At 70.8% G+C, this 22,167-nt stretch carries 18 protein-coding genes; 5 read left to right on the forward strand and 13 right to left on the reverse strand.

The features are described 5' to 3' along the window. Positions 1-2: 2 nt before the first annotated feature. The 8 genes from AOP72_RS08330 to AOP72_RS08365 all read right to left on the reverse strand — a co-directional run bounded on the left by AOP72_RS08330 (position 3) and on the right by AOP72_RS08365 (position 9,318). On the reverse strand, positions 3-1,349 hold the full coding sequence (locus tag AOP72_RS08330) for a ferredoxin reductase family protein (protein ID WP_062134917.1): 1,347 nt from the start codon (positions 1,347-1,349) through the stop codon (positions 3-5). Between the two features lie 128 nt (positions 1,350-1,477). Next, positions 1,478-2,560: an amidohydrolase family protein gene (locus AOP72_RS08335; RefSeq protein WP_062134920.1), complete on the reverse strand. Its 1,083-nt coding sequence runs from the start codon at positions 2,558-2,560 to the stop codon at positions 1,478-1,480. Then, the gene (ffh, locus tag AOP72_RS08340) at positions 2,560-4,149 is read right to left on the reverse strand and encodes a signal recognition particle protein (RefSeq protein WP_062134923.1); all 1,590 of its coding nucleotides are present in this window, start codon (positions 4,147-4,149) and stop codon (positions 2,560-2,562) included. Before ffh ends, AOP72_RS08335 begins: the two co-directional genes overlap by 1 nt. 72 nt (positions 4,150-4,221) lie before the next feature. Next, positions 4,222-6,006 (reverse strand): [protein-PII] uridylyltransferase family protein, encoded by a 1,785-nt coding sequence (locus AOP72_RS08345; protein ID WP_238581644.1) that lies wholly within the window; start codon positions 6,004-6,006, stop codon positions 4,222-4,224. 31 nt (positions 6,007-6,037) lie between these two features. After that, positions 6,038-6,376, reverse strand: coding sequence for a P-II family nitrogen regulator (locus AOP72_RS08350; RefSeq protein WP_062134931.1), 339 nt, complete (start codon positions 6,374-6,376; stop codon positions 6,038-6,040). A gap of 2 nt (positions 6,377-6,378) precedes the next feature. Then, positions 6,379-7,617: an ammonium transporter gene (locus AOP72_RS08355; protein WP_062134934.1), complete on the reverse strand. Its 1,239-nt coding sequence runs from the start codon at positions 7,615-7,617 to the stop codon at positions 6,379-6,381. A gap of 153 nt (positions 7,618-7,770) precedes the next feature. Further along, a complete protein-coding gene (gene ftsY, locus AOP72_RS08360; protein ID WP_062134937.1) occupies positions 7,771-8,922 on the reverse strand; it encodes a signal recognition particle-docking protein FtsY in 1,152 nt (383 codons plus the stop codon). 24 nt (positions 8,923-8,946) lie between these two features. Next, the gene (locus AOP72_RS08365; protein ID WP_152650308.1) at positions 8,947-9,318 is read right to left on the reverse strand and encodes a hypothetical protein; all 372 of its coding nucleotides are present in this window, start codon (positions 9,316-9,318) and stop codon (positions 8,947-8,949) included. 129 nt (positions 9,319-9,447) lie between these two features. On the opposite strand from AOP72_RS08365, the gene AOP72_RS08370 reads away from it, so the two are divergent. Beyond that, entirely contained in the window at positions 9,448-10,743 is a 1,296-nt protein-coding gene (locus AOP72_RS08370) for a hypothetical protein (protein WP_152650309.1), read from the forward strand. Positions 10,744-10,774: 31 nt separating this feature from the next. Here AOP72_RS08370 and smc read toward each other — a convergent pair whose 3' ends face one another. Continuing rightward, positions 10,775-14,335, reverse strand: a complete 3,561-nt coding sequence (gene smc, locus AOP72_RS08375; protein ID WP_062134947.1) for a chromosome segregation protein SMC — start codon at positions 14,333-14,335, stop codon at positions 10,775-10,777. 57 nt (positions 14,336-14,392) lie between these two features. Then, positions 14,393-14,818, reverse strand: a complete 426-nt coding sequence (ndk, locus tag AOP72_RS08380) for a nucleoside-diphosphate kinase (protein ID WP_062134950.1) — start codon at positions 14,816-14,818, stop codon at positions 14,393-14,395. A gap of 59 nt (positions 14,819-14,877) precedes the next feature. On the opposite strand from ndk, the gene AOP72_RS08385 reads away from it, so the two are divergent. Continuing rightward, positions 14,878-15,387 (forward strand): adenine phosphoribosyltransferase, encoded by a 510-nt coding sequence (locus AOP72_RS08385; RefSeq protein ID WP_062134953.1) that lies wholly within the window; start codon positions 14,878-14,880, stop codon positions 15,385-15,387. A 249-nt stretch (positions 15,388-15,636) separates the two neighbouring features. Here AOP72_RS08385 and AOP72_RS08390 read toward each other — a convergent pair whose 3' ends face one another. The 3 genes from AOP72_RS08390 to AOP72_RS08400 are packed head-to-tail and all read right to left on the reverse strand — an operon-like array spanning position 15,637 to position 18,019. Beyond that, complete coding sequence (locus AOP72_RS08390; RefSeq protein WP_062134957.1) at positions 15,637-16,128, reverse strand: hypothetical protein; 492 nt, start codon at positions 16,126-16,128, stop codon at positions 15,637-15,639. Next, complete coding sequence (locus AOP72_RS08395) at positions 16,125-16,616, reverse strand: DUF4233 domain-containing protein (RefSeq protein ID WP_062134960.1); 492 nt, start codon at positions 16,614-16,616, stop codon at positions 16,125-16,127. The genes AOP72_RS08390 and AOP72_RS08395 overlap by 4 nt, the downstream gene beginning before the upstream one ends. Next, a complete protein-coding gene (locus AOP72_RS08400; protein ID WP_062134963.1) occupies positions 16,613-18,019 on the reverse strand; it encodes a bifunctional folylpolyglutamate synthase/dihydrofolate synthase in 1,407 nt (468 codons plus the stop codon). The genes AOP72_RS08395 and AOP72_RS08400 overlap by 4 nt, the downstream gene beginning before the upstream one ends. Before the next feature lie 236 nt (positions 18,020-18,255). Here AOP72_RS08400 and atzF point away from each other — a divergent pair, with 236 nt between their 5' ends. The 3 genes from atzF (at position 18,256) to AOP72_RS08415 (ending at position 22,164) form a co-directional block, all read left to right on the forward strand. Beyond that, positions 18,256-20,004: an allophanate hydrolase gene (atzF, locus tag AOP72_RS08405; RefSeq protein WP_062134966.1), complete on the forward strand. Its 1,749-nt coding sequence runs from the start codon at positions 18,256-18,258 to the stop codon at positions 20,002-20,004. A 93-nt stretch (positions 20,005-20,097) separates the two neighbouring features. Next, positions 20,098-20,808 carry a GntR family transcriptional regulator gene (locus AOP72_RS08410; RefSeq protein ID WP_062134969.1) on the forward strand — a complete coding sequence of 237 codons (711 nt, stop codon included), beginning with the start codon at positions 20,098-20,100 and terminating at the stop codon, positions 20,806-20,808. 105 nt (positions 20,809-20,913) lie between these two features. Further along, positions 20,914-22,164 carry an MFS transporter gene (locus AOP72_RS08415; RefSeq protein WP_062134973.1) on the forward strand — a complete coding sequence of 417 codons (1,251 nt, stop codon included), beginning with the start codon at positions 20,914-20,916 and terminating at the stop codon, positions 22,162-22,164. Positions 22,165-22,167 lie beyond the last annotated feature (3 nt).

Consider the following 22,167-nt stretch of genomic DNA (forward strand, 5'->3'; position numbering starts at 1 on the left):
CGTCACCACCCGAACTCTTCGCGATGCACCGCGTCGCGGGGAACCCCCGCGGCCAGCGCATCTGCCTCAACCGCCAGCGCCCACGGTCGCGGGCCACAGATGTAGACGTCCGTGTCGCCCGGCCGGTCCACGAGTTCCCGCACCGCGGCCGGCTGTTCGAGGGTGCCCCACGTGTCGCCGCGAGCACCGAGCAGCACCTCGAGGCGTGCCCCTCGTTCCGCAGCGAGCGCCTCCACCTCGTCAAGCAGGGGCGCCTCGTCCCGTGAGCGCGCCCTGATCACCACGGTGATGTCGTCCCCCGAGGGGGCGGCCTCGAGCATCGAGCGCACGGGCGTCACGCCGATGCCCGCCGCGACCAGCAGCAGCGACTCCCGGGTCCTCGTCGCGTGCGTGAAGACGCCCAACGGTCCTTCCGCGAGCACGCGGGTCCCGGGCTCGAGAGCTCGCACCCGTGCCGAGCCGTCCCCCGAGGCCTTCACGGTGATGCGAAGGCGGTCGCCCGGCGCTGCCGAGAGCGAGTACGGGTGCGACTGGGTGCGCAGCCCCGGCGAGAGGAACCGCCACAGGAAGAACTGACCGGCGCTGGCGCGCAGCCGCGCGAGGTCGCGCCCGGTGAGAGTGACGGTCGTGGAACCGTCGGGACGGGCGTCGACCGACTCCACCGTCAGCCCGTGGCGCCGCAGCAGCACCAGCGGACGGATCAGCCTGAACACCACGAACGAGCCGATGGACGCGGTCCATAGGGCTGCCCAGAACCACCACGCGAGACCGCCCGACCGGAAGGTGGATCCCTCGAGGAACTGGTGGGGCACGGCGAACGCGACACCCACGTACACCAGCATGTGCACCGCGTGCCAGCGCTCGTACGGCACTCGCAGCCGTACTGCTGCGACCGAGGTCACGAACACGATGAGGAAGGCGGCTGCGGCGATCTGCGCGAACAGCATGAACCAGCCGTAGTTCGACCACGACAGCGACTGCTCCACGAATGAGCGCCCGTCGTAGATGCCCGTCATGCCCGTCATCAGCGCCAGGTGCACGAACAGCAGGACGATGGCGACGGGGCCGATGCGGGTGTGCCGGGCGATCGCACGGTCGTGACCGATCGCGCGCTCCACCCACGGCGCGCGTGAGGCGAGCAGCACCTGCGTCATCATCAGCACTGCGGCGACGATCCCGAGCGCACGCCCGAGGGTGTAGAACCAGTCCGTCGCGGTCTCCGCGAGCAGACCGCCGGAGGCGATCATGAGTGCGATGCCGCACGCGCACGCGAGCCAGATGGCGGCCTCGAGGCCGTCGATCCACCAGCCCCGGCGCTCGGCAGTGCGGGCGCGCGGGCCCGTCGTCATCGCTGTCACGTGTCTCCCTTGGGTTCGCCGTCGGTGGACGAACGTCGCCAGTATCCCCCGCGTTCCCGGCCTTTGTCATCGTGCTCGGCACGATCCTCAGCACACCCGCGGGTTCATCCCGGCTCAGTTCAGCCGACCGCCACGCCCCTCAGCACGACGTGCGCCGGATGGGCAAGCTCGGCAATGTCGGCGCGCGGGTCCCGCCGGTACACGACCAGGTCCGCGCTCGCGCCCTCAGTGAGCGAGTCCGCGCCCAGGAACGCGCGCGCACGCCAGCTCGCGGCGGCCACCGCATCGGCCGCAGGAACTCCCGCCGTGACGATCTCAGCGGCCTCGCGAGGCAGCAGTCCGTGCCCGAGGGTGCCGCCCGCATCGGTGCCGACCAGGAGCGGGACCCCCGTCTCCCAGAGCGCGCGGACCTGCTCGTAGCGACGCTCGTGCATGCCGCGCATGCGCTCGGCGTAGCGCGGGAACCTGGCATCCCCGGCGTCCGCGTACGCCGCGAACTGTTCCACCTGCAGCAGCGTGGGCACCACGGGGATCCCGGCGGCGGCCGCGACACGCATGTGCTCCTCGGTCATGCCGGTGCCGTGCTCGATGCAGTCGATGCCCGCGTCCAAGAGGGGACCGATCGCCTCGTGCGAGAAGGCGTGGACCGTCGCGCGGGCGCCCTCCGCGTGCACGGCGGCCAACGCATCCGCCACCTGGGCGGGGCTCCACAATGGGGTGAGGTCGCCCTCCTCGCGGTCGATCCAGTCGCCGATGAGCTTGATCCAGCCGTCTCCCTTGCGAGCCTCGTCGACGGCGACCGTGGTGAGGTCCTCCGGTTCGATCTCGCGGGCGTAGTAGCGCAGGTAGCGCTTGGGACGCGCGATGAACCGTGCGGCGCGGATCAGGCGGGGCAGGTCGGCGCGCGTGTGCACGAAGGACGTGTCGAGCGGTGAGCCTGCATCCCGGATCAGCAGCGTGCCGGCGTCCCGGTCCACCGTCGCCTGCTTGGCGGCCAGGTCACGGTCGGTAGCGCCGCCGGAGTCCAGGCCCACGTGACAGTGGACGTCGACCAGCCCAGGGATCACGATGCCCGGGACCGTGGTGACCTCGCCCATGTGGCGCGGGCGCTCGTACGTGATGCGCCCGTCGATCACCCACGCCTCGCCGCGGACGTCGTCATCCCCGACGACGACCGGCCCGGTGAGGTGGAGGGCGGGCACTACTTGAGGTACTTGCTCAGGTCCGCGTCGACGGAGGACGGATCGAAGTCCTCCTGCTTGCCCAGGCCGAAGGCGCTGCCTGGCGCCGCCTGCTTGGGGGTGCGGTTCTTCGCGGCCGCCTCCTGCTGGGCACGCTTGGCCGGGTTGCCCGACTTGCCCTTGACCTTGCGCTGCGGCGCCTGCTTGCCCTTCGACTTCTTGCCGCCGGGCATCCCGCCCCACGCTCCGGGACCGCCGCCCTGGCCGGGCAGCTGCGGCATGTTCCCGCCGTTGGCGTTGATCGCGCGCATCATCTGCTGCGCCTGCTCGAAGCGCTTGACCAAAGAGTTGATGTCCGCGACGGTCATGCCAGAGCCGCGCGCGATGCGCGCACGACGCGAGCCGTTGAGCAGTTTGGGGTTGTCGCGCTCGAGAGGCGTCATCGACTGGATGATCGCCTCGGTGCGCACCAGCTCGCGCTCGTCGAAGTTCTCGATCTGGTCGCGCATGGCGCCCATACCGGGGAGCATCCCCAGCATCTTCTTCATCGAGCCCATGTTCTTGAGCTGCTGCATCTGCGACAGGAAGTCCGTGAAGGTGAAGTCCTCGCCCTTCGAGACCTTCTCCGCCATGCGGGCGGCCTCGTCCTGGTCGAAGGCCTTCTCGGCCTGCTCGATCAGCGTGAGGATGTCCCCCATGTCGAGGATGCGCCCCGCCATGCGGTCGGGGTGGAACACCTCGAAGTCGGTGAGCTTCTCACCCGTCGACGCGAACATGATGGGGCGGCCGGTGACCTCGCGCACGGACAGCGCCGCGCCACCGCGCGTGTCGCCGTCGAGCTTGGTGAGCACCACACCGGTGAAGTCGACGCCCTGCTGGAAGGCGGTGGCAGTCGCGACGGCGTCCTGGCCGATCATCGAGTCGATGACGAACAGCACCTCGTCTGGCTCGACCGCCTTGCGGATGTCCGCGGCCTGCTTCATGAGCTCGGCATCGACGCCCAGGCGACCGGCGGTGTCGACGATCACCACGGAGTGCTGGCGCTGCTCCGCCTCCTTGAGTCCCTTCTTGGCGACCTTGACAGGGTTGCCACGCTCGCGCTCCCCCTCGCGTGTGACGCCGGGCTCCGGAGCGAAGACCGGCACCCCGGCGCGCTCGCCGACCACCTGAAGCTGGTTCACCGCGTTGGGTCGCTGCAGGTCCGCCGCCACCAGCAGCGGGGTGTGCCCCTGCTCCTTGAGGTGGTGAGCGAGCTTGCCCGCCAGCGTGGTCTTTCCTGCTCCCTGGAGACCCGCGAGCATGATCACGGTGGGCCCGTGCTTGGCGTGGCGCAGCGGGCGGGACTCGCCGCCGAGGATCGCGATGAGCTCCTCGTTGACGATCTTGACGACCTGTTCACCAGGGTTCAGGGCGCCGGACACCTCGACGCCGAGCGCGCGTTCGCGCACGTTGCCCGTGAAGGTCTTCACGACGGACACGGCGACGTCGGCGTCGAGCAGTGCGCGGCGGATCTCGCGGATGGTCCCGTCGATGTCCGCCTCGGTCAGCCTGCCCTTGCCCCGCAGGTTGCGGAAGGTGGAGGTCAGGCGGTCGGAGAGGTTCGCGAACACAGGTGTCCCTTCGAGGAAAGCGTGGCCACCAGCCTACCCGGCGCCTCACCGTGCGTCTGATCGCGGGCCGGTTCAGACGCCGCGCTCGCCAGGGCCGTCCGACTGGCCCAGCGCTCGCCGGGCGTGGGCGGTCAAGGTGTCGATGAGGCTGGCCCGCCAGGGGGTCCACGCCTTGGGCCCTGCGGCCCGCGCATCGGCCTCGGTGAGAGCCCGCAGCGTGTCCAGGAGGTCGAGCCGATGCTCCACGGCGTCCAGCAGCCGCGCGACCGTCGCAGGCGCGGTCGGGTCCTCCTTGGTCGCGAGCTCCGCGAGCGTGAGGTGTTCGCGCACCAGCAGCTCGAGATCGTGTGCGGCGGCAGGTGCCAGGTCGAGCCTGCGAGCAATGCCGGGGATCAGCGCGGCGCCATCAAGCGAGTGGTTCGTCGCTCCCGGGCGCTTGCCGATGTCGTGGAGCCACGCCGCGAGCAGCAGCACGTCGCCGTCGGCCACGTGACGACGGTGCTTGCCCGCCAGCACCACCGTCTCGAGCATGTGGCGGTCGACCGTGAACCGATGCACCGGGCTGCGCTGCGGACGGTTGCGCACCCCTTCCCATTCGGGGACCCAGCGCACGGCCTGACCGTGAAGGTCGACCGCTTCCCAGACGGCGATGAGGTGCTGGCTCGCGCGCAGGAGGTCGCGCAGGTGCACGCGGGCCTGCTCCGGCCACGGATCAGGAAGATCAGGCGTGTGCGCCAGCGCCGCCAGCAGGTGCGGCGAGAAGTTCAGTCCCGTCGTGGCGGCCGTCGAGGCGGCGCGCAGCGGCAGCAGTGCGTCGGAGACGGGCTCAGCGTGCGGGGCCAGGGCCAGCTCGCCATCGACGTCGATGAGCCCGGAGGCGACCTCGACATGGCGCGGGGCGATGCCGCGCCGGCGCGCCTTCCACGCCCGCGAGCCGATGCCGGAGCGCTCGAGCGCACTGCGCGCACCGCGCTCGGTGGTGTCGAGGGCGTAGGCGACGGTGCGGCCCGCCTCGGCGAGCGACGCCAGCAGATCATCGGGGTGATCGAAGCCCTGGAGCTCCGCCACCTCGTCAGCGATGTGCCGCCCCAGCACGTTCACGGGCCGGCCGGTCACGATCTGAATCGCGTCGCGGACGTCCTTGAGGTGGATGCCCGCCTCGTCGACAGCGCCGTGCGGTCGGTCAGTCAGCCACGTCGCGGACAGCGCGGTCAGACTCATGTGATCACGGAGCCCACCACGCGCCTCCTTGAGATGAGGCTCGATCAGGTACGCGAGTTCGCCGTGACGCTCGGCGCGTTGACGCGACGCGGCGAGCAGTTCGGGGAGGCGCTTGCGCGCGGCGGAACGCCAGTCCTGATAGATCGCCGAGCGCGCCTGCTGAGCAAGTGCCGCGTCACCCGCGACCGGGTGCAGGTCGAGAAGGCCGGCCGCGGCGGCGAGGTCCTTCGACGCCACCTGGCGGCACTCGGTGAGCGAGCGCATCGAATAGTCGAGCTCCAGCCCGGCGTCCCAGATCGGGTACCACAGGCGCTGCGCAAGTTCCGCGACGTCCTGCGTGGCGTGGGTGCGCCCGTCATGGATCAGCACCAGGTCGAGGTCGGACCACGGGCCCGCGTCGCCGCGGCCGATCGACCCCACTGCGCCCAGAGCCACTCCCTCAGCGAGCGGCTCGGAGTCATCCCAGTGCTCGCGCAGCCGGGTGAGCATCAGTTCGGTGATCGCCGTGCGGCGCTCCGGCCCGGTGACTCCGGCGGTGACGAGCGAATCGGCGAGGGCGGCCCGTTCACGCTTGAGGTCCCGCACCCCGTGGGGGTGCGGGACCTCAGCGTGCGGACCGTGAGAGGCAGTGCCCATCGGGTCCTTCATTGAGAGTGAACGGAACCGATCAGAGGGCGTCGGCGCCGTGCTCGCCCGTGCGAACACGTGCCACGTCGTCCACGGGGACCGTCCAGACCTTGCCGTCGCCGATCTTGCCGGTCTGCGCGGCCGAGACGATCGCCTCGGTCACCACGGCGGCATCCGCGTCGTCGACGAGGACCTCCATGCGGGTCTTGGGAACCAGGTCCACGGTGTACTCCGCACCGCGGTAGACCTCGGTGTGACCCTTCTGGCGGCCGTAGCCGGCGGCCTCGGAAACCGTGACGCCCTTGACGCCTGCGGCCTCGAGAGCAGCACGGACCTCGTCCACGCGGTGGGGCTGGATGATTGCGGTGACCAGCTTCATGGCTACTTCGCCTCCTCGTAGGCAGTCTCGCCGTGCTCGGCGAAGTCGATGCCTGCAACTTCGACCTCTTCGCTCACGCGGAAACCGATGGTGTACTTGATGGCCAGTGCAATGATCAGCGTAACAACCGCCGAGTAGGCCATGACGACCGCCGCAGCTGCTGCCTGGACTCCCAGCAGCGTGATGCCGCCGCCGTAGAACAGGCCGGCGTCACCGTTGATGGTGCCGTTGGCGATGAGGCCAATGGCGAGCGTGCCCCAGAGTCCGGAGACCAGGTGGACGCCCACGACGTCGAGCGAGTCGTCGTAGCCCAGCTTGTACTTGAGGCCAACTGCGAGCGCGGACAGCGCACCGGCGACCAGACCGATGATGGCCGCGCCGAAGGCGTCCACCGAGGCACAGGCCGGCGTGATGGCGACCAGACCGGCGACGACACCAGACGCGGCGCCGAGCGAGGTGGCCTTGCCGTCGCGGAGCTTCTCCACGACCAGCCAGCCAAGGATCGCGATCGCCGTGGCGACAGTGGTGTTGACCCATGCGGTCGCTGCGAAGTTGTCCGCGGCGAAGGCCGAACCGGCGTTGAAGCCGAACCAGCCGAACCACAGGAGCGCGGCACCCAGCATGACGAAGGGCAGGTTGTGCGGACGCATCGGGTCGCGGCCGAAGCCCTTGCGGATGCCGACGACCAGCGCGAGCACCAGACCGGCCACACCAGCGTTGATGTGCACCACGGTACCGCCGGCGAAGTCGTACGGGCCGGGCAGGTCAGCGAACCACGGGCCGTCGGGGCCGAGGAGGGCGGCGAAGCCGTCGCCCCAGACCCAGTGCGAGACGGGCGAGTAGACCAGGATGACCCACAGGAACGCGAAGATCAGCCACGAGCTGAACTTGACGCGATCAGCGATCGAGCCCGAGATCAGCGCGACCGTGATGATGGCGAAGGTGGCACCGAAACCGGCGGAGATGATGGCCATCGCATCGCCACCCTCCATCACGTTCTGGAGGCCGAAGTCGTAGAGCGGGTCTCCGATGATGTCGTTCATGGTGTCGCCCGCGGAGATCGAGAACCCGAAGGTGATCCAGGCCAGCGTTCCGACTGCCATCGCGCCGAAACTCATCATCATCATGTTCAGGACCGACTTGCCACGCGACATGCCACCGTAGAACAACGCCAGTCCAGGCGTCATCAGCAACACGAGCGACGCAGAAGTCAGGAGCCAGGCAATGTTGCCGCTATCCATTCTGCTTCTCCTTTGTTTTCCCGCCCGTTCGGCGAGTCAGGAGTCACCCTCCCGCAGTTGTGTTGCCTCTGAACCTCCGCCGTGTTTCCGTACGGTTACATCAGCCGCGCTGCGGTAAAAGGTGTGTTGCGGGTGAGGAGGAGCGGGAACCTCTCAGGAACCGAGGAGTCCGTCGACGAACTGCACGACGTCGAAGGGCGCGAGATCGTCGGCGCCCTCGCCGAGGCCGATGAGCTTGACGGGCACACCCAGTTCACGCTGCACCGCGACCACGATGCCGCCCTTCGCCGTGCCGTCCAGCTTGGTCAGCACGATGCCCGTGACCTGCGCGACCTCGGCGAAGACGCGGGCCTGGGCCAGGCCGTTCTGACCGGTGGTCGCGTCGAGCACCAGCAGCACCTCGACGGGCGCCTTGACCTTGGTCACCACCCGCACGAGCTTGCCGAGCTCATCCATGAGCCCCGCCTTGTTCTGGAGGCGCCCCGCGGTGTCGACGAGCAGCACATCGGCGCCGTCCGTGCGGGCACGGTCCGCTCCCTCGAACGCCACGGACGCGGGGTCGGCTCCCTCGCGGTCCGACCTGACGACGGGCACGCCCACCCGGGCTCCCCACGTCTCGAGCTGGTCGGCGGCCGCGGCGCGGAACGTGTCCGCGGCGGCCAGCACGACGGAGCGCCCCTCGGCCACGAGCATGCGGGCGATCTTGCCGACGGTGGTCGTCTTGCCGACGCCGTTGACTCCCACCACCACGATGGGCTCGAACTCGCTCGCGCCCGGCGCCGCCAGACGCAGCGAGCGGTCGAGAGCGGGGTCGATCGTCTCGATCAGGACGGCGCGCAGCATCGCGCGCGGGTCGCCGTCCGGCTCGGCGCGCAGGCGCGACCGGAGGCCCGCGAGGATGTCGTCGGTCGCGGAGGCGCCCACGTCAGCGAGAAGGAGCGTCTCCTCGAGCTCGTCCCAGTCGTCCTGAGACAGGCTGCTGCGCGAGAAGATCGCGAGCAGGCTTGCGCCCAGACCGCCGCCGATGCGCGCCCGCAGGCGCGCCAGGCGCGAGTCCGGGGACTCGGGGGCCTCGGTGGTGTCAGAAGGCGCAGTGGTGTCAGAAGGCGCAGTGGTGACGGAGGCCTCGGCCGGGGTCTCCCGCGCCGGCGCATCGGCCGGGCCGGAGGGCGCATCGCCCCGAGGAGTCGGCGCATCGCGCTTGCGACGACCGCCCACATAGGCGCCGACGCCACCGAGCACCGCCACAGCGGCGACGGCGATGACGACGAGGTCAGCAGAACCGGGGATCCATGAGACGTCCATGGCGTCAGTCTGTCAGGTGCGCGGCTACTGGCGTGCGAGGCCCAGTTCGCCGCTGCGCGGCGTGCTCTCGACGGCGTCGTCGGGACGGGCGAGGGCCGATGCGCGCTCGGCGACGACGCGCGAGGCCTTGGTCCCAGCGTCGGCGACCCAGGTCGCGGCGCGGGCGCCCGGCGCGGGCCGGTCGGGTGTCGAGTCGACGTGCGCGACGAGTTCCCAGTCGCCCGCCTCGCGAGGCGCATCCTCGAGGATGTCGCCAAGGCTCTGGCGCGACCGCAGGCCGAACACGAGACGCGCGAGGTGACGGCCGCGGCCTTCAGCCATCATCGCTGCCAGCATCAAGGCGGTGGCGAGCACCATGGCGAACGACAGCGGGCCGATCATGGACGAGAGCATCACGTCTCCTTCTTGGAACATTTCGGACAGAGTGTGACCCGCCATCGAACTCAGATTCAACTCAGATTCACTCAGGAGGGCGCGCCCGGCAGCGTCTCAGGCGGCCAGGGATCAAGCGGCTACCCTCCCAGCATGGACAACGCGTGGCATGGCCGGAAGGTTGCCCTCTGGGCGGCAGGAGCAGTGGTCGCTGCGGGCACGGTGATCGCGGCGCTGGTGACGCTGGGCGGCTCCTCCGAGACGGTCGAGCCCACCATGGGCCCCACCGAGGCGAGTGACGGCTGCGCTGGCGTCGAGGGACAGTCTATCGACCTCGACATCCAGGTGGTGCAGCCCGAGCCGCGCACCTGCTTCGAGCTCGACGCCGCGGCGTCGGTGACCATCGGCGCCGCAGCGCTCGAGCCGACGGACACGATCGAGCTCACGGTCTACGACAAGGCCGGGACGGAGCTGGCCACGGCGGCGAGCGCGCCGGACTGGGACCCCGAGATCACCGTCGACCTCGAGCCCGGCACGTACGTGATCGAGGTCGCGGGAATCGCCATGGGAGAGGAACCTCCGTTCCTTCTCTACACCGCGACCTTTGCGCCGCAGCCAGGGACCTCAGCCGCACCCGACGACGGCATCGACACCGCCGAGGTGCCGTCGACCGAGGCATGCGGCGCTGAGGTGCCGCTGCTGGCGGACGACGCGCCCGTGCCCGTCGCGGCGGACCCCGTCGGAACCGAGGCGACGCTCGACCCGAGCGCGCCGGGCGACGTGCACTACGCCTGCGTCGTGGTCGAGGAGCCGGTGTTCGCCAAGGTGGGTCTCTCGTCGGAGGATCCCGAGGACGTCGACTCCCCCGACCTCACCATGGCCGTCTACCTCACGAGCAGCGACGGCGACGCGACGCTCGTGCGCACAGCGGACGATGCGATCGGATTCGATCCCGAGACGAGCCTCGAGCTGGACCCTGGCACGTACATGATCGCCGCGAGCGCGTGGCTCGGCGGCGCCACGGGCGCTGTCGAGTTCTACTACGACGACGATGCGGATCTGTTCCGCCGGGGCCAGGCGACCAGCATGCACGCCGACGTCACGCCGGACGTCTGTGGGGACGGCGCCTCGGTCGCGCCGGGCGACACCCTCACGGTCGAGGGCGAACGCACCTACGTGTGCCTCGACAACGACCGGGCGCAGCGGCTGACGCTCCAGGCCGCGACCGTGACGGACCAGGACCTGGTGCTCGAGGTGCTGGGCTTCGACGAGGCGCCGTACCGGCTCGCATGGGCCGACGGCAACCCGTACTCCGACGTGCTCGCGGACTTCGACCCGCTGCTCGATCAGACGGTGCCGGAAGGCCAGTGGATCATCGCGGTGACGACGTACTTCACCGGGATCGCAGCGGACTACGACCTGCGCATCGTCGCCGGCGGGGGCGCGTAGCTCAACGGTGCCGGGGACGGACAGCGCAGGGTCAGGCGACGTCCTCGTCGGTGAGCCGCTGGCTGATGACCGTCGTGACGCCGTCGCCGCGCATGGTGACGCCGTAGAGCGCATCGGCGATCTCCATGGTGCGCTTCTGGTGCGTGATCACGATCAGCTGCGAGTCGTCCTTGAGCTCGGTGAAGATCTCCAGGAGCCGGCCCAGGTTCGCGTCGTCAAGAGCCGCCTCGACCTCGTCCATCACGTAGAACGGGCTGGGGCGAGCCTTGAAGATCGCGACGAGCAGCGCCACGGCCGTGAGCGAGCGCTCGCCGCCGGACAGCAGCGACAGGCGCTTGACCTTCTTGCCCGCCGGTCGAGCCTCGACCTCGATGCCGGTCTCCAGCATGTTCGACGGGTCGGTGAGCACGAGCTTGCCCTCGCCGCCGGGGAACAGCCGCGGGAAGATGATGTCGAACTGGGCTTGAGTGTCCTCGAATGCGTCGACGAAGATCCGCTCGACCCGCTCGTCGATCTCGCGCACGATCTCCATGAGATCCTCACGCGACTTCTTGATGTCGCTCAACTGGTCCTGCAGGAACTTGTGACGCTCCTCGAGAGCCGCGAACTCCTCGAGGGCCAGCGGGTTGACCTGTCCCAGCTGCTTCATCGCGCGCTCGGCGGTGCGCAGGCGCTTCTCTTGAGCGTCGCGCACGTAGGGCTGAGCGCGCGGCTCGTCGTCGTCGCCATCCCCATCCTCGGAATGCACAGGCACCGGCAGATGCGGGCCGTACTCCTCCACGAGTTTGGCGGGGTCCATGCCGAGCTCGTCGACGGCGCGCTGCTCGAGCTGCTCGAGCCGCACCTTCACCTGCGCGCGAGCGAGCTCGTCGCGGTGGGACTCGTCGGTCAGGCGGCGCAGCTCGTCGGCCAGCCCCTCGACCTCCCGGCGCACCTCGGACAGGTCGGAGGTGCGCTCGGAGCGAGCGGCCTCCGCGGCCGCCCTGGCGTCATCGGCCTGAGCGACGGCGATGTCGATCGCGGCGAGCGCGTCGACGGTCCCGGCGATCACCTCACGCGCGGCAAGGGCCTGGCGCTCGCGGCGCTGGGCGGCCTCCTCGGCGCGGGCGCGGGCGTCGCGCTCAGCGACGGCCGCGCGCTCGAGGCTCTCGGCACGTGCGGCGAGCGCACGTGCCCGCTCCTCCGACGTGCGCAGCGACAGCCGCGCCTCCGTCTCCCTGGCGCGGGCGGCCACCGCCGCCTGCGCGTCCTCGTCGCGGCGCGTCTGGGCCTCGGCCGTGTCGACCTCGGTCTGCTCGGGCTCTGCCTGCGCGGCGGCCAGCCGTTCGGCGAGGCTCGCAAGCTCCGCGGACTGCTCGGCCATGCGCTCCTGGGCGGCGGCGATCTGAGTGTCGAGCCGTTCGCCGTCAGCGCGGGCCGCCCGCGCGGACGCGTTCAGGTGCCCCAGCTGCTCAGCGACGGCAGCCATGCGCGCGTCGGAGTCGTTGAGCCGTTCGAGCGTGACTTCGTGGCGGGTGCGCGCCTGCGACTCGCGCTCCTCCGCGCCGCGGATCTCGAAGGTGGTGCTCTCCACCACCACCGACGCCGCGTCACGCTTGTGCTTGGCCTCGTCGAGAGCGGCCTGCATGTGCAGCACACTCGGGGCGTCGCCCGCACCACCGGAGGCGTTCTTGACGCCCAGCAGATCCCCGCGGCGCGTGACGGCGACGACGTCGCGATGCTCGGAGACGAGCGCGCGCGCTGCGGCGAGGTCGTCCACCACGGCGACTCCGGACAGGTGCGCGCGCACGGTGTCGACGATGCCGGCGGGTCCAGACACCAGTGCGGACGCCCACGCGGCGCCGCCGAGCAGCGCCACGTCCGGGTTGTCGACGCTGGCGCTCGGGTCCGCCACCAGGAACCGCGCGCGACCCGCATCCTCGTCACGCAGCCAGCGGATCGCATCGACGGCATCCTCGACCGAGTCCACGGCGAGCGCGTCGGCCAGGGGGCCGAGCGCCGCTGCGATCGCGTCCTCCGCGTCCGCGCTGACCTCGAGGTGCGCAGCCACGGTCCCACGCACCGACCGGGACCCCGACGCGAGCAGCGCGCCTGCGCCATCCTTGCGCGCCAGTGACAGCTCGAGAGCCTCGACCTTCGCGGCCCACGTGTCGCGCTCACGCATCGACGTGTTGAGTCGATCCTTGAGGTCGGCAAGCGCGGCCTTGGCCTCGTCCCACTCCTCGGTCGCGGCCTCGTGAGCGTCGTCGAGGTCCTCTTCGCCCTGCTCGACGGACGCCACCTGCGTCTCGAGGTGCTGGAACTCCGTGGTCGCCTCGTGTGCACGCTTCTGGGCGTCCGCGAGCGACTCGCGCAGGCGTCCGATCTCGGCCTCTGCCGCCTCGACGCGTGAACGGCGCGCCGAGACGTCGCCGGCGAGGCGCGCGACGCCCTCCCGACGGTCGGCCACGGATCGCAGCAGGTTGGCGAGATGCCGCTCGGACTCCTCCGCCACCTGCTCCGCGTCGCGCCGGCCCGCCTCGGCCTGCTCGAGCGCGGTGGCGGCAGCGGTCACCTCCGCATCGAGTTCGGCGGCGGCGGCGCGGGCGCGATCCAGCTGCTCGTCGAGGTCGACGAGGTCGCGCGGTGGCGCCTCCTGCGTCGCGTTTCCGAGCATCCGCAGCCGCTCCTCCGCGAGCGACGAGAGGTTGCGCAGCCTCTCACGGATGGCGCTCAGCCGGTAGTACGTGTCGTTCGCCTTGGTCAGCGCGGGCGTGGCCTCGGCCGATGCGCGCTCGAGGTCGGCGAGCCTCGACCGGGCGTCGCCGAGCGCCTTGTCGACCTCCGCGCGCCTCTCCAGCAGCGCGGACTCGTCGGCCCGCTCCTGCGAGAAGCGCGCCTCGAGCTGTGCGATGTCGTCGGCCAGCAGCCGTGCGCGGGCATCGCGCACGTCCACCTGGATGCGCTGCGCCTGGCGCGCGACGTCCGCCTGGCGACCCAACGGACCCAGCTGCCGGCGCAGCTCGGCGGTCAGGTCCGTGACGCGGGTGAGGTTCGCCTGCATCGCATCGAGCTTGCGCAGCGCCTTGTCCTTGCGCTTGCGGTGCTTGAGGATGCCTGCGGCCTCCTCGATGAAGTGACGACGCTCCTCCGGGGTCGCACGCAGCACGGCATCGAGCTGGCCCTGGCCCACGATGACGTGCATCTCGCGCCCGAGGCCCGAGTCGCTGAGGAGGTCCTGAATGTCGAGCAGCCGGCACGGCGAGCCGTTGATCTGATACTCCGAGCCGCCGGTGCGGAACAGTGTGCGCGTGATCGTGACCTCGGTGTACTCGATCGGCAGCGCGCCGTCCGTGTTGTCGATGGTCAGCGACACCTCGGCGCGGCCCAGCGGTGCCCGTCCGGAGGTGCCCGCGAAGATGACGTCGTCCATCTTGCCGCCGCGCAGCGTCTTCGCACCCTGCTCGCCCATGACCCAGGCGAGGGCGTCCACCACATTGGACTTTCCCGAGCCGTTCGGGCCCACGACGCAGGTGACTCCGGGCTCGAACTCCAGAGTGGTCGCCGACGCGAACGACTTGAAGCCGCGGAGCGTCAGCGTCTTGAGATGCACGTGGGTGAGTCTAGAGGTTCAGCGCGCACAGGCGGGCGGGCCGCGCCCGCATCGCCCCTAGCGCTGGAAGGCGGGGAACCAGATGGCGATCTCCCGCGAGGCGGACTCCTCGGAGTCCGAGCCGTGCACGAGGTTCTGCAGCACCTTCGTGGGCCACTGTCGTCCGAGGTCGCCGCGGATCGTGCCCGGGGTGGCACTCGTGGGGTCCGTCGCGCCGGCCAGGGAGCGGAAGCCCTCGATCACGCGGTCGCCCTCGGCGACGATCGCCAGGGTCGGGCCGGAGAGCATGAACTCGACCAGCGGCTCGTAGAAGGGCTTGCCCACGTGCTCGGCGTAGTGCTCGGCGAGCAGCTCGGGGGTCGCGGTGCGCAGCTCGACCGCCACGGGCACGTACCCCTTGGCCTCGACGCGCCGCAGGATCTCTCCCGACAGTCCGCGCTTGACGCCGTCGGGCTTCACAAGGATGAGCGTTGTCTCGGTCATGGCGACGAGCCTAACCGCACTTGCCTGATCGCTCATGCGGGCTCTGGGATGATGTCCGCGTGATCACACTCGCGAACTTCGATACGCACCCCGACTTCCCCGTGCAGGGAATCCTCTTCTACGACATCAGCCCCATCCTCGCGGACCCCGCCCTGTTCCGGGAGGCGTGCGACGCCCTCACCCCCGAGACCGGATCGGTGGACATCGTCGTGGGGGTCGACGCCCGCGGCTTCATCTTCGCCCCCGTGGTCGCCCAGACGCTCGGCGTGGGCATGTCGATGGTGCGCAAGAAGGGCAAGATGCCAGGCGACCTGCTCGAGTCCGATGCGACGATCGAGTACGGGGCGTCGGAGCTGGTGCTCAGCCCCGCGGGGCTCGACGGCAAGCGCGTGCTCGTGGTCGACGACGTGCTGGCGACCGGCGGCACCGCGAGCGCCGTCGGCGAGATGCTCGCCCGCGCGGGTGCAGTGAGCGTGCGCTACGCGTTCCTGCTGGAGCTCGGCGGTCTCCCGGGCCGCAAGGTGCTCGCGGACTTCGAGGTGACGTCCGTGGTCGAGGTGCCGGCGTAGGCGACGCTTCCGCCTCAGGACACTGTGCCAGCGACACACTGTGCCAGCGACCGTGTCCGCGTGTTCTGCCACCACATCATGCCGTCGTCGGGACGACGCTCGTCACGGAGCGTGAGGCCCTGGGCTCGCCCCGGGGAACACTCGCTGGCCCCGGCCCACCACCACGGGGGCGATGACCGCCCGGACCTCGTCGATGAGCCCCGGTCGTGCGGCCGGGGTCCGTCTCCCCACCGTCGGGAGTGCGGAGGCTCAGTCCTGGGCGGGGGCCTCGCGCGGCGGCTTGTACCCCGGCGCCCACCGCGCGCCGAGCAGCACGAGTGCGATGATCACCAGCGCGGCCATGATCACCTGGAACGCGATGAACCCGGCGTTGGGGTCGACGGGGACGGCGTCGAGGCTGCGGATGTAGCCGGCGTGAGTGGCGACGGAGGTGACGAGCGCCCCGCCCGGCAGGATGATCAGCAGCACCAGGAACCACACCGGGAGCTGCGTGACGTCGGGGTGCGCACGCAGGTACGCCCCCCAGTGGTCGAGAGCCCAGAAGGCACACAGGTTCACCATCGCGAGGCCCACGAACATCGTGAGGTAGACACGGACCGGGATGACTGCCTCGGTGCCGTCATGCGTGGCGGCGAAGTTCACCAGCGAGGTGCGCTCGAGTGCGTAGATCAGCATGGTGAGACCGATCACACCGAGGACGATCGCGATCGTCACACGGCGCACGAGCGACGGGGACCTCACGCGGGGCCCTCCCCCGGGACGGCCGCGGCGTCTCGATCTGCTCGGGCGGCCGCCTCGTCACGCTCCTTGCGCTCGCGGTCGATGCGAGAGCCGAGCCGCAGCCCCAGAATCCAGAGCCCGAGGAACACCGCGCCGATGACGGCGATCGCGGGCACGAGCAGCCCGCCCAGCAGCATGGGAACCTGCAGGATCCAGCCGAGCATCCGCCCCCAGCGCTTCTTCTGCTGTCCCGCCGCATAGCCGAGGAGGACCATGAGCGCGATTCCGCCGGCGGCGACCACACCCGCCGGAGCGTCGAGAAGCCCGTGGTGCGCGAAGCTCCACGCCACGAGAGTCGCGAACAGCGCGACGAAGGCCTGCAGCGCGAGCACCGCCTGCGTGAAGACAAGGGTGGCGGGCCGCTGTGGTCGCGGCCGAGGCGCGGCGTCGGTCGACTCGTCCCGCGACTGGCTCGTCGGGCCCTGCGAAGACATCGGCTCAGAGGTCATCGCGCCTGACCCACGCCTTTGCGCTTGTCGGCGCCCATGAGCATGCGCGCCTCGGAGACCACCGTGACGGAACCCGTCACGAGGACCCCGGCCCCCATGTCGTGCACGCGTTCGGCGGTCTGAACGGCGCGGTCGATCGCATCGGGCAGATCCCTCGCGACCTGCACGCGGTCGTCGCCGAACACGCCGCGCGCCACCTCGGCGAGCTCCTCCGCCGGGATCGCGCGGGGCGAGGACGAGGCGGTGATCACCACGTGGTCCAGCAGTTGGTCGAGACCGCCCAGGATTCCCTCCGGGGCCTTGTCCTCGAGGATTCCCACCACGCCCACGATCGACTCGAAGGCGAACGACTCCTCGACGGCGCCCACCAGCGCATCGATGCCCGCCGGGTTGTGCGCGACGTCGACGAGGACCATCGGTGAGGTGCGGACCACCTCGAGACGGCCCGGCGACGTCACGGCGCCGAACCCCGCCTCGACGGTCTGGCCGTCCAAGGACTGCAGCGGGCCGCCGTCTGCCAACAGCGCCTCCGTGGCCGCGAGCGCGAGCAGCGCGTTGTGCGCCTGGTGCTCGCCGTACAGCGGGACGAACAGGTCGGCATAGGTCGCGGCGGGCGTCCGCAGCGTCACGAGCTGGCCGCCCACGCCGGGCTGGCGTTCGACGACCTCGATCGCGTCGCCCTCCCAGAGACCCGTGGCTCCGCGCTCGTCGATGGCCTGGAGCAGGACAGGGATGACCGCATCGGTCTGCTCGGCGATCACGGCCGTGGCGCCATCCTTGATGATCCCGGCCTTCTCCCCCGCGATGCCCGCGAGGTCCTCGCCGAGCCACTGCGCGTGGTCCATGCTCACCGGCGCCACCACGGCGACCTGACCGTCGGCGACGTTGGTCGCGTCCCAGACGCCGCCCATGCCGACCTCGACGACGGCGACCTCCACCGGGGCATCGGCGAATGCGGCGTACGCCAGCACCACCAGCACCTCGAAGAAGCTCAGTCGCGGGCCGCCGCGCTCGAGGGAGCGCGCGTCGACCATGTGAACGATGGGGGCGACGTCCTGCCACAGCCGGATGAACTCGTCCTGCGTGATGGGCTCGCCGTCGATCTGAATGCGCTCGCGCACGGTGCTGAGGTGCGGAGAGGTGAACAGTCCGGTGCGGAGTCCGTGCTCACGCACCAAGGATTCGACCATGCGCGCGGTGCTGGTCTTGCCGTTGGTGCCGGTGATGTGCACCACCTTGAAGACCGACTGAGGGGAGCCGAGCAGGTCGCACGCCTCCCGCACGCGGTCGAGAGTGGGCTCGAAGGCGTGCTCCGGGTTGCGAGTGAGAATGTGGCTGTAGATCTCGCGCTCGGCCTCGTCAGGAGTGAGGCCGCCGAGCGTGAGGTCGGTGGGGTCAGACATGCGGCAAGTCTCCCATGACGACCGCTCGATGTCCGTCCGTCCCGCGGACGGTGCGTGTCAGGGATGCCCCTGGGGGTGCCGAGCACGCCACATTGTCGCCATGACCGCCTGCGGGCGGCTGCTGCGCCCTGGAGAGCGGTGCGGCCCACCCCCGCCCCATGCCCGTCGCCATGTATCCACAAGTATGGGTATCGGATACAATAATGACGGCCTTGCTTCCTGCAGAGAGACGGACCATGCCCCTCACGCCCCGCACCCCGTCACCCGTGTCCCGCGCCCAGGAGGCGCTCCGCGCCATGGAGAGGCACGCCGCAATCCCCGTGTGGATCGAGCGCAGGAGCGACGAGCACATCCTCGAGGACGCGCGACGCGTGGAGGAGCGGCTCGAGTCGGGAGAGGACCTGCCCCTCGCGGGAGCCACGGTGGCAGTCAAGGCGAACATCGACGTCGCCGGCCTTCGCACGAGCGCCGCCCACCCCGAGTACGGTGACGCAGCGGCCGCGGACGCCCCCGCCGTGGCTCGCCTGAGAGATGCCGGTGCGATCATCCTCGGCTCGGCGAACATGGACCAGTTCGCCACCGGGCTCGTGGGCACTCGCAGCCCTTACGGAGCGCTGGAGAGCGTCACGCATCCGGGGCGGGTCGCGGGCGGGTCCTCGTCCGGATCTGCGGTCGCCGTGGCGTCGGGCATCGCTGACATCGCCCTCGGAACGGACACGGCCGGCTCCGGCCGTGTCCCGGCCTCCTTCAACGGCATCGTCGGAGTGAAGGCGAGCCGCGGGCTGGTGCCCGCCGCGGGCGTGGTCCCCGCCTCCCGCTCGTACGACTGCGTGACGGTCTTCGCGCGCGACCTCGGCCTCGCGACCACTGCCCTCTCCGTCATCATCGGCCCTCACGACGCGGACCCCCTGAGCAGGTCGTGGCCCGCAGACATGCCACTGGCCGCACCCGCACGCCCGCGAGTGGGCATCCCGGTCCCTGCACAGCTGGCGACCCTCGACGAGGAGCGACGCTCGCGCTTCGCCGCATGCGCCGAGGCCCTTCGCGCTCGGGGCGCCGACGTCACCGAAGTCTCGATCGCCGACCTCCTGGACGCCGCACGTCTGCTCTACGAAGGCGCCCTGGTCGCCGAGCGTGCGGCAGCCTATGGCGACTTCCTGCCGGCGCACCCCGAGGGTGCGGACCCGACGGTCGCACGCATCGCACAGGCCGCCGGGCGCTTCGACGCGGTCTCGCTGGTCCGCGACGTCGAACAGCTCGACCGCTACCGCGCCGCCGCGCGGACCCTCCTCGCCGACTTGGATGCGCTGCTGGTGCCCACCGCCCCCCGGCACCCCACGCTGGACGACGTGGCCGGCGACCCGATCGGCGTGAACGCCCAGGTGGGCACGTACACGAACTTCCTGAACCTGCTGGACCTGTGCGGCGTCGCGGTGCCGGTGGCGGACACATCGACGGGCGGCTTCGGCGTCACCGTGGTCGCTCCGGCCTTTCACGACCAGGTCGCGCTCGACATCGCCGCCGACGTCGTCGGCGACCCCCGCCCCACCCTGCGACACGGCCACGAGCACGATGTGGTGGTGTTCGGGGCGCATATGAGCGGACTGCCCCTCAATACGCAGCTCACCGAGCGTGGCGCGAGGTTCGTCGGCCGCGTCACGACCGCACCGCGCTATCGGATGGTCGACCTGCCCGGCCCGATCGACCGCCCCGGAGTGGCACCCGCCACTGATGGCCCTGGCCACGCGATCAGTGGCGAGCGATGGTCGCTGTCCCCCGCTGCTCTGGCCAGCCTGGTGAGCGTGCTCACCGAGCCGATGGCGGTGGGCCCGGTGGTGCTCGAGGACGGCTCGACCGTCACGGGATTCCTGTGCTCCCGGATGGAGGGGCCGGACATCAGCGCCGTCGGCGACTGGCGGGCGCATCGTGCGAGTGGCGACGCGCCCAGGGAGAGCCTTGAGGCTCGCGAGCCTCGGACCCTATAATGAGGAGATTGTATCCACCCTGCTAGGGGCGGTCATGACCCCACTCACGGGCGTCACGGTCGCCGCAATCTGCCTCAGACAAGGATTCGCGCCATGTCGCCCACTCCCTCCTCGACCGCGCTCGTCGATGAGCTCGCGGACCGCATCCGCGAGATGATCCTGTCCGGAGAGGTGCCGGTGGGACGCCCACTGCGCCAGGCGGACCTCGCGGAGCAGTTCGGGATCAGCCGCACTCCCGTGCGCGAGGCGCTGCGCCAGCTGCACTCGACCGGCCTCATCGAGCTCCACCCCCACCGGGGCGCCATCGTGCGCGTGCCGGTGCCGTGGGAGGTGCGCGAGACGTACGAGGTTCGCGCCGAGCTCGAGGCCCTCGCCGCCCGCCGCGCCGCCACCCGGCTGTCGAGCGAGACGATCTCTCGCATGCGGGAGGCCAACGATGCGCTCTACGCGCTCACGATGTCGATGGCCGACGCGCCCGATTCTGCGGGTGCCGCGCCCTCGGGCGGGGTCGCGAATGAGTACGCGCTGCACCCGGCGATCCACGAGGCCGCGGAGAACGCGCGCCTCACGCGGATGCTCCACGACATCAACCTCTCCTACCCCAGGAACGTGCCCGCCGTGCTGCTGGTTGAGAACGTGCGCCACCGCGAGGAGAACCACCACGATCACGTCGACATCATCGACGCCTTGGCGGAGGGCGACGGCGACCGAGCGGCCACGCTCATGCGCGCGCACGTGCTGAAGACGGGCGACCAGGTCGCTCGCTGGTACGAGCGTCATTCCGACACGACCGTACGCGGCTGACCGGACCGACGGCGGGGCTCGACCCACGCACAGTCCTGTCGTGCGCGCCTACCTCTTTGTATACAATAAATAGATGAACGTATCCACCGCTCGAGTGCTCCGCCCATGACGAGCGCCGCCAGACACGGCCCCTCGGCCCGCGGCATCCGCTCGGTGGGCTTCTGGCTCATCGTGGTGGCCGCATCGGCCAACTACTCCGTCAACGCTGCCGCCGCGCCCCTGCTCACGCGAGGAACCCTCGAGGTGCTCGGCCAGGACGCCGCCGCCGCCGGTGGCCTGGTCGCCATCACGGGCATCACTGCGATCGTCGCCATGGCCGCCGCGGGAGTCGCCGCCGATCGAGTGGGACCGAAGACCGTCGCCGTGGCGGCATCCGTGCTCGCCATCGCGGGCGTCGGGCTGCTGATCGTCAGCTTCACGGTGCCCTCGATCGCCGTGAGCCGGCTCGCGTACGGCGCGGGAAACGCGGGCGTCACCATCGCCACCACCTCGTGGGTCGCCCTCTCGACCCCTCACCACCAACGGGGACGCGCGCTCGGGTACTACGGCATCAGCGTGTGGGTGGGCCTTGCCGCGGGCCCGCTCCTGGCAGAGAACCTCTACGCGTGGGCGGGCAACAGCGCCGCGTGGGCCGGGATGGCGATCCTGCAGGTGATGGCGCTCGGCATCGCGGCACTGGTGGCGTCCACGCCCACCGTCCACCCGGCCGATGCGCGCAAGGAGTCCGGGCCGGCCTCGCCGGAGAGCCTCACGGCGGCAGCGCTCAGGCGCTCCCTCGCTCGCGCGGTCTGGGTTCCTGCAGTGATCAGCCTCGCTGCGTGGGGGGCGCAGGGACTGCTGACCGCGTTCCTGGTGCTCCACCTCCAGGCCCAGGGCATGCCCGCCTCCGGAGTGGGCGGCGCCGCCACCATCTTCGTGGTCTTCGCCGCGAGCGTCGTCGTCGCGCGCATCGCGCTCGGAGCAGCAACGGACCGCATCGCGGTCACGTCCACGGCGCGCGCCTCGCTCGCGGTGGTCGCCGCGGGCCTGTCCGTGATCGCCTTCGCGCCGACCTTCTGGTGGGCCGCCGCGGGCGCAGCTGTGCTCGGGGTGGGGTACGCGCCCCTGTACCCCACCCTCACCCTGATGGCGACGGCTCCGCTGCCGCCCGCACGCCAGTCCACGGCCATCGGCTTCTTCTCCGCGGCGACGGCGCTCGGGATGGCGGTGGGCCCCGCTCTCGGCGGCCTGTCGATCACGGCGACCAGCTCGACCGTGGCCTTCGTGGGCGCCGCGGTGGTGCAGCTCGCGGTGATCCCCGTGGTGAGGTTCTCCGCGCCAGCACGCGAAACGGCCCCCCAGGCCACACGGGCCTGAGGG

The organism is Demequina aestuarii (genome assembly GCF_000975095.1).
Lineage (GTDB): Bacteria > Actinomycetota > Actinomycetes > Actinomycetales > Demequinaceae > Demequina > Demequina aestuarii.